4 protein-coding genes and 2 pseudogenes are annotated in these 8,159 nt (G+C 74.3%); 3 read left to right on the top strand and 3 right to left on the bottom strand.

Going from position 1 to position 8,159, the window contains the following annotated elements; all coding sequences use genetic code 11:
- Positions 1-50 precede the first annotated feature (50 nt).
- The 3 genes and pseudogenes from QK440_RS40225 to QK440_RS40215 all read right to left on the bottom strand — a co-directional run bounded on the left by QK440_RS40225 (position 51) and on the right by QK440_RS40215 (position 5,095).
- Positions 51-2,092: pseudogene (locus QK440_RS40225) on the bottom strand (alpha-1,4-glucan--maltose-1-phosphate maltosyltransferase).
- 318 nt (positions 2,093-2,410) lie between these two features.
- Positions 2,411-3,589: a S8 family peptidase gene (locus QK440_RS40220; protein ID WP_282798223.1), complete on the bottom strand. Its 1,179-nt coding sequence runs from the start codon at positions 3,587-3,589 to the stop codon at positions 2,411-2,413.
- Positions 3,590-3,895: 306 nt separating this feature from the next.
- A complete protein-coding gene (locus QK440_RS40215; RefSeq protein ID WP_282798222.1) occupies positions 3,896-5,095 on the bottom strand; it encodes a S8 family peptidase in 1,200 nt (399 codons plus the stop codon).
- 652 nt (positions 5,096-5,747) lie between these two features.
- Between QK440_RS40215 and QK440_RS40210 the strand changes: the two are divergent.
- The 3 genes and pseudogenes from QK440_RS40210 to QK440_RS40200 form a co-directional block, all read left to right on the top strand.
- Positions 5,748-6,242 (top strand): annotated as a pseudogene (locus tag QK440_RS40210) (hemerythrin domain-containing protein); the annotation flags it as partial.
- Positions 6,243-6,311: 69 nt separating this feature from the next.
- Positions 6,312-6,725 (top strand): VOC family protein, encoded by a 414-nt coding sequence (locus QK440_RS40205; protein WP_282798224.1) that lies wholly within the window; start codon positions 6,312-6,314, stop codon positions 6,723-6,725.
- Between the two features lie 162 nt (positions 6,726-6,887).
- Positions 6,888-8,159: serine/threonine-protein kinase (locus QK440_RS40200; RefSeq protein WP_282798221.1), on the top strand; the 1,272-nt coding region annotated here is incomplete at its 3' end.

Raw genomic sequence — 8,159 nt, 5'->3', positions numbered from 1 at the left:
GTCCTTGGCGGGGGTGTCCTCGAAGGTGTCCTGGACGGGCTCATTGACGATCATGTGGGTGACCCTCCGATCAGCGGTAGGACGGTCGCAGGACGAGTACGTGCGCGGGCGTGACGCCCGGATCCAGACGCACGTAGTTGGCCCTGCCCCAGTGGTAGGTCTCGCCGGTGAGCTCGTCGCGCACCGGCACGGACTCGTGCCAGTCGAGCCCGAGCTGTGGCATGTTCAACGAGACCGTGGCCTCCTGGGTGTGGTGAGGGTCGAGGTTCACGACCACCAGAACCGTGTTCGAACCGTGCGCGCCTCTCGCCGTCCTGGAGTACGCGAGCACCGAGGGGTTGTCGGCCTCGTGGAAGCGCAGGTCACGGAGGCGGGCCAGGGCCGGGTTGGCGCGCCGGACCGCGTTGAGCCGGGTGAGCAGGGGCGCGAGGCTGCGGCCCGCGCGCTCGGCGGCCGCCCAGTCGCGCGGGCGCAGCTCGTACTTCTCCGAGTGCAGGTACTCCTCGCTGCCGGGCCGCAGCGGGGTGTTCTCGCACAGCTCGAAGCCGCTGTACACGCCCCAGGTGGGGGAGAGCGTCGCGGCGAGCACCGCGCGGACCGCGAAGGCCGGGCGCCCGCCGTCCTGGAGGTAGGCGTGCAGGATGTCGGGGGTGTTCACGAAGAAGTTGGGCCGCAGGTAGTGCGCTGTCTCGGTGGACAACTCGGTGAGGTAGTCCGTCAGTTCCTCCTTGGTGTTGCGCCACGTGAAGTACGTGTACGACTGGTGGAAGCCGATCGCGGCGAGGGTGCGCAGCATCGCGGGGCGGGTGAAGGCCTCGGCGAGGAACAGGACGTCCGGATCCGTGCGGTGGATGTCGGCGAGGACCTGCTCCCAGAACGCCACCGGCTTGGTGTGCGGGTTGTCGACACGGAAGACGCGCACCCCGTGCCCCATCCAGAAGCGCAGCAGCCGGACCGTTTCGGCGGTGATGCCCGGCAGGTCCCGGTCGAAGTGGATGGGGTAGATGTCCTGGTACTTCTTCGGCGGGTTCTCCGCGTACGCGACGGTGCCGTCGGCGCGCCGGGCGAACCAGTCGGGGTGCTTCTCCACCCACGGGTGGTCGGGCGAGCACTGGAGCGCGAAGTCGAGCGCCACCTCCAGGCCCAGGCGGTGGGCCTCGGCCACGAAGGCGTCGAAGTCGTCCAGGGTGCCCAGGTCGGGGTGGACCGCGTCGTGCCCGCCCTCCGGGGAGCCGATCGCCCAGGGCACCCCCACGTCGTGCGGCCCGGCCGACAGGGAGTTGTTGGGGCCCTTGCGGAAGGTGGTGCCGATGGGGTGGACGGGCGGCAGGTAGACTACGTCGAAGCCCATGTCCGCGATCGCGGGCAGCCGCCGGGCCGCTGTGCGGAACGTGCCGGACACCGGTGGCTCGCCGGGGCGGACCACGGCGCCCTCCGAGCGCGGGAAGAACTCGTACCAGGAGCCGAAGAGCGCCCGCTCGCGGTCCACCCGCAGGGGGAACGGCTCGGTGGAGGTGACCAGCTCGCGCAGTGGATGGGCGGCGAGGACGGCGTCGACCTCGGGGGTGAGCGCCCCGGCCAGGCGCGCGGCGGGCGCCCGGGAGGTGTCGCGCAGCGCCTCGATCGCGGCGTCGACGGGGCCGCGCAGCGCGCCCGGTACCCCGGCGGCGGCGCGCTCGTACAGGCGGACGCCTTCCTGGAGGACCAGGTCGGTGTCGATGCCCGCGGGTATCTTGATCCGCGCGTGGTGGCGCCAGGTCGCGACGGGGTCGCTCCACGCCTCCACCGTGAAGGTCCAGTCGCCGGGGGCGTCCGGCGTCACGTCGGCGCCCCACCGGTCGGTGCCCGGCGCCAGCTCCCGCATGGGTGTCCATGGTCCGGCGCGTCCCACCGGGTCCCTCAGCACCACGTTGGCGGCGACCGCGTCGTGTCCTTCGCGGAAGACGGTGGCGCTGACCTGGAACGTCTCGCCGGGGACGGCCTTGGCGGGCCGTCTGCCGCCGAGGACCGACGGCTCGACGCCGAGGATCGGGATCCGTCCGGTGACGGGTACGGAGGTGAACTCCCCTACGGACTCGCTGGGTTCGGGCATGACCGCTCCTGTTCCGCGTACGCGTCGGCGGATTCTGGTCGTGGAGGGGTTCCGCGGGTGCGCGTGCGCGTCGGTGGGCCGGACGGGTGCACGCGCGTACCGGAGGAGCCTTCCCACGCTTCTCGGGTGGGCAATCCGGCGCGTTGTTAACTACTCACGCGTAACGACGTGCACAAGACCGGCCGCGGGCGGGCGGGGCGGAGCGGGCACGGGGGACCCCCGGCAGGAGGGAGTGCGTCCTGCCGGGGGCGGCGGGTGGCCGGAGCGGCCGGTGGGGCCCCGCCGCCGCGGCGCGGCGGCGCGGGCCCGTGGCATGAACTAGCGGGCCTGCAGCAGCCTGTTGGGCGTGCCGGGGGCCGGGTCGCCGATCAGGTTCTTCGCGGACCGGTCCACCAGGACCCGCATCACCTCACGGGGTGTGGCGAACCGCCGCTGGGCGAGGTAGAGCGCCGCAGCCCCGGCGGCGTGCGGCGCCGCCATCGACGTGCCGGACAGCTCCAGGGACGCGTTGTCATGGGCGATGCCCGCCGACCGGATGCCCACGCCGGGCGCGAACAGGTCGACGCGGAGCCCCCAGTTGGAGAACGGGGCCCGCCGGTCGCCGCGGTCGGAGGCCGCGACGGTGAGCGCTTCCGCGACGCGCGCGGGCGAGGTCCCGCTCGCGGGCTCGCCTTCGTTTCCGGCGGCCACGCTGTACGTCAGCCCGGACGCGATGGAGTTCCGCACCGCCTGGTCGAGCGCCGCGTTGGGGCCGCCGCCCAGGCTCATGTTGACCACCGCGGGCTTGCGCGCGTTCCTGGTCACGAAGTCGATGCCCGCGATCACCTGGGCGATCGTGCCGGACCCCTGGTTGTTGAGGACGCGCACGCCCACGATCCGGGCCTTCTTGGCCACGCCGTACTTCGTGCCCGCGACGGTCCCGGCCACGTGCGTGCCGTGCCCGTTGCCGTCCTCGGCCACGGGGTCGTTGTCCACGAAGTCGAACCCGGACCGGGCACGCCCGCCGAAGTCCCGGTGGGTGGTGCGTAGGCCGGTGTCGATCACGTACGCGGTGACGCCGGCGCCCGCGGTGTCCGGGTAGCGGTAGAGGCGGTTGAGCGGCAGCCTCTTCTGGTCGATCCGGTCAAGGCCCCAGGACGGCGGGTTCGGCTGGATCCGGTCGGCGTGGACCGCGGCGTCCCGGCTGACCGCGGCGACCGACGGGTCGGCGGCGAGCCGCCGCGCCTCGGCGGCACTGGCCTGCACCGCGTAGCCGTTGAGGGCGGCGCGGTAGGTGTGGCTGATCCGGACCCCGTACTTCTCGGCGAGGTCCCTGCCGTCGTCGGACGCGGCGCGGGTGTCCGCCTTCAGGGTGACGATGTAGCCGCGGTCGGCGGCCTCGGGCGCGGCGCCCGAGGCCGGAGCGACGGCGGCCAGCGTGGCCGCGGTGGCGACGGCCGTCGCCACGGCGGTCCACCGTATGTGCCGTGCTCGCGGCAGCGTGATGTTCGTGCGCATGTGCTGGTTCCCCCTCCTGGGACGCGACCTTCCCTCCCCTGCGACCGCGTGCCCGGCCGCGTGACGGCACGCGTCCATGGCAGCGTGACCGGCGGGGTGGAGGGCTACAAGCCGGTGCGAGGCGGGGGAAACCCCCTTTACCCGGACTTGCCCAGGCATGCCCCAGGCGTACTCGTGCAACCCGAGCGGAGGCTTGGAGGGGGCGGGGGAGACCCGAGGCCCGGCTCGGGTACCGGGTCCCCCCGGAGCACGAGACGGCCCCCCGGCAGGCGGTGGAGCGTCCTGCCGGGGGGCCGTCGGTACGGGCTACTTCACTTGGAGCAGGCGGTTCGGCGACCCGGAGCCGATGCCGGACAGCTTGTTCCTCACCGACCGGTCGGTGAGCCACTTGGCGACCTTCGCGGGCTTGGCCGTGCGGTGGTCGGAAAGGTACAGGGCCGCGGCCCCGGCGACGTGCGGCGCCGCCATCGAGGTGCCGTCGAAGGTGTCCGTCGCGGTGTTGCTCCGGTTCGACGCGGACTTCACGCCCACGCCCGGCGCGAACAGGTCCAGGCGCGAGCCCTTGTTGGAGAACCAGGCGCGCTTGTCGCGGCGGTCGGTCGCCCCCACTGTGACGGCCTCCTTGACGCGGGCCGGCGAGGAGAGGGTGGCCGACTCGTTCTCGTTGCCGCCCGCCACCGTGTAGGTGACGCCGGAGGCGATCGACTTGCGCACGGCCGTGTCCAGCGGCCCGAAGGCCGGGACGCCGATGCTCATGTTGGCGACGGCGGGCCCGCGCGCGTGCCGGGTCACCCAGTCGACGCCCGCGATGATCCCGCCGAGCGTGCCGCCGCCCTCGCTGTCGAGCACGCGCACCGCCACGATCTTGGCCTTCTTCGCGACGCCGTACTTCGCGCCCGCGACGGTCCCGGCCACGTGCGTGCCGTGGCCGTTGGCGTCCTGCGCGTTCCCGTCGTTCCCGATGAAGTCCCAGCCGGAGCGGGCCCGGCCGCCGAAGTCCTTGTGCGAGGTGCGCACGCCGGTGTCGATGACGTAGACGGTCACCCCGGCGCCCTTCGACCGGGGCGCGGTGTAGCGCTTGTTCAGCGGCAGGCTCTTCTGGTCGATCCGGTCCAGGCCCCACGGCGGGTTGGCCTGCTGCGTCCGGACGCGGGAGGTGCCCTGCGGCTCCACGTGCACCTTGCGGTCCGCGACCACACCGGCGACGGCCGGGTCGGCGGCGAGGCGCCGCGCCTGCTCCGCGGTGGCCCGGACGGTGTAGCCGTTGAGCGCCGCGCTGTACGTGTGCTGGATGCGGGCGCCGTACTTGCCGGCGACGTCCCTGCCGTCGCCGGAGGTGGACTTCGTGCCCGCCTCCAGCGTCACGATGTAGGTGCCGCTGCGGCCCTCGCTCGCGGCGCCCGTCTCGGCGCCCGTGGCCGGCGCGGCCGCGGACACCAGGCCCGCGGTGGTGACGGCCGCGACGGCCCCGGCCCAGCGCCGTCTTCTCGTACGTATCGAACCCATGTACTGATTCCCTCCCCTGGGCGCCCTGTCCCGCACGCCCTGTCCTGTACGCGCTGCGCGACCGCAGGCGTGCTCGGCAGCGTCTCGTGTGCGGATGAGCCGTCACAAGCCGGAACACGGAGCGGAATCGGTCATATCGCCCCGCACTCCGGCCGAGATGGGCTCAACCCAAGCTGCTGCTTGGGAGCATGCTAGTAAAGCCGAGGATTGACTTGGGTTTCGCGGTGCCCCGATGATCGGGACAGGGCCCGGGCGGCAACCCGCCCCGCCCTCGACCGGGATCCGGACCCGGCGGGGGAGCGGGCGGGTGCCGACCCAGCCGGGCGGGCCTGCCCCCCGGCCCCGGTATCGCGTTGACAGGGTGCGGTGCCGGTGTCTGTAATGGTGCGCGTGCCGCGTGGCTCGGGCCGAAGAGCAGTGGGCAGGCCCCCGACCGGGCGAGCACCTTCACCAAGGGACACGACCTTGCGTTCACCCGCCATGTCGCCGTACGGCGACGGCGTCCCCGCGCACCCGTCGCCGCACCGGCCGACGTAACCGCGCCCGGGACCTTTCGCTTCCCCCAGCTCTCTTTCGCTTTCGCGCGCCGCGCGCCGCGCGCCGTGCGCGCGTGCCGCCGCGCGCCGCGTTCCCTGTCTGGAGTTCCTTCCGCATGACCACGCCCACGCCCACACCCGCGTCCACGCCCACACCCACGCCCGTGGCGCGGGAGCCCCGCGCGATCACCACCCTCGCCGACAAGCTCCTCGACGTACACGACTGGCTGCGCGACCAACTGACGCACCTGCGGGCCGAGTCCGCCGCGCACCTGGCCGCGCGCGCCGCCCACCAGGGACCCGGTGAACCGCCCGCGCCCGGCCTCGGCCTGCAGATCCGGCAGCGCTGCCTGGAGTTCTGCGACGCGCTCACCTTCCACCACACCGGCGAGGACGACCACGTCTTCCCGGGGGTCCTCGCGCACCACCCGCACCTGCGCGCGCCGCTCACCCGCCTCGGTGAGGAGCACCGCGAGATCGCCCGTATCAAGGAGCGGCTGCTGGCCCTGCTCGACGGCCTGGGCACGGCGCGGGCCGAGGAGTTCTTGATCACGTTCGACTCCTTGGCGGGGCGGCTCAGGGACCATCTGGCGTATGAAGAGACGTGGCTGGTGCCGGTCCTGGCCGACGTGCCGTTCCCGCCCGCTCCGCCCGTACCCGACACCGAGGAGGACACCCCGATGACCAGTCCCGTCAGCGTCAAGGACTTCGACCACCTGGTGCTCACCGTCCAGGACGTCGAGCGCTCCCTGGAGTTCTACTGCGGCACGCTCGGTCTGGAAGGCGTCCGCGTGGCGGAGTGGCGCGCGGGCGAGGTCCCGTTCCCGTCGGCGCGGGTCAGCCCGGTGACCATCATCGACCTCGTCGCCGGGGAGCGCGGCGAGGCCAACGTCGACCACATCTGCCTGGTCGTCGAGCCGCTCGACTGGCAGGAGGTCGTCGACTCGGGGGTGTTCACGGTCCTGGAGGGCCCGGTCGGCCGCTTCGGCGCCCGCGGCGACGCCCAGTCGATCTACGTGCGCGACCCCGACGGCAACTCGGTCGAGCTGCGCTGGTACCCCGAGGACGTACGGAACCCGGAGAGCCGGGCCTGACCCCAGCCCCCCGCGTACCGGCGCACGGCCCATAGGCACGCGCGCCGGTCCGCGCCGGTCCGCTACTCTGCCGGGGCGTTCCGACGGGGTGCCCGGTGACGGCCCCCGACGGGGCCTCGGGCACATGCGGACACGGGGGGACGGGGCGGGATGATCGGTCGGTTGAGGGACGGTTCCCCGCGTCGGATCGGGCCGTACGAGACGATCGCCCGGCTCGGCGCGGGCGGCATGGGCGAGGTCTTCCTCGGCGTCCCGGAGCGGGCCCCCGCGGAGCCGGACGGGGCCGGACAGCCGCCCGCGCCGTACGACCGGGACGAGCTCGTCGCCGTCAAGGCCGTACGGCGCGACGTCGCGGGCGAGCCCGCCTTCCGGGCCCGCTTCCGGCGCGAGATGGCTGTCGCCCGGTCCGTCACCCACCCGCACGTCGCCCGGCTCGTCGCCGGGGACGCCGACGCCGAACAGCCGTGGCTCGCCACGGAGTACGTCGCCGGGCCCACCCTCGCCGACGCGGTGCGCCGGCACGGCCCGCTGCCGGCCGAGGCCGTCGCCGCGCTCGGCACCGCCATGGCGCGTGCCCTCGCCGCCGTGCACGCCGCCGGGGCACTGCACCGCGACCTGAAGCCCGCCAACGTCCTCGTCGGCCCGGACGGCCCCAAGCTCATCGACTTCGGCGTCGCCCGCACCCCGGGCGCCACCACCATGACGTCCACGGGACTGCTCGTCGGCACCCCCGGGTTCATGTCGCCCGAACATGTCGCCGGGGGGCGGCACGTGGTGGTGGCCTCCGACGTCTTCTGCCTCGCCTCCGTGCTCACCTACGCGGCCGCGGGCCGCGACCCGTTCGGCGACGGGCCGGTGGCCGCCGTCCTGTACCGGGTGTCCCGTGCCGAGGCGGAACTGGACGCCGTACCGGACGCGTTGCGGGAGGTGCTCGCCGCCTGCCTGGTCGTGGACCCGGCGGCGCGCCCCGGCCCGGAGGAGCTGGCCGAGCGGCTCGCCGCCCTGCGCGGTGCGGAGGGCGACGGCGGCGACGGGTTCGGCCTGCCCGCGCCCGTCCTGGAGGCCATCGGCGAGGTGCGGCGCGACGTCCGGCAGCTCTGCGCCACGGGACGCCCGCTCCTGCCCCTGCCCGCCCGGCCCCCGGTGCCGCCCGGCGCGCCCGCCGTACCGCCGGACGCGGTGTCCGCACGGCCGGACGCGGTGTCCGTACCGCCGGACGCCTCCGTGCCGCCCGGCCAGGACCCCACGCCCACGTGGTCGCCGACCGCCCTCAACACCGCTGCCGCGCAGGGGCCTTCGCCCGTGTCGCCCCACGACCTGCCCACGATGGGCGCCCCCGCGCAGGCCGCGACGGTCACCTCGCCGGTCCCGCCCCGGCGCCGGGGCCGCCGCGCCGCGCTCGCCGTCATCGCCGCCGTGGCCGTGGCGGGCGGC

The organism is Streptomyces sp. CC224B (genome assembly GCF_030010595.1).
GTDB classification, from domain to species: Bacteria; Actinomycetota; Actinomycetes; order Streptomycetales; family Streptomycetaceae; genus Streptomyces; species Streptomyces longispororuber.
Note: the sequence above shows the minus strand (reverse complement) of the source record. Positions and strands in the feature narration are given on the sequence as shown.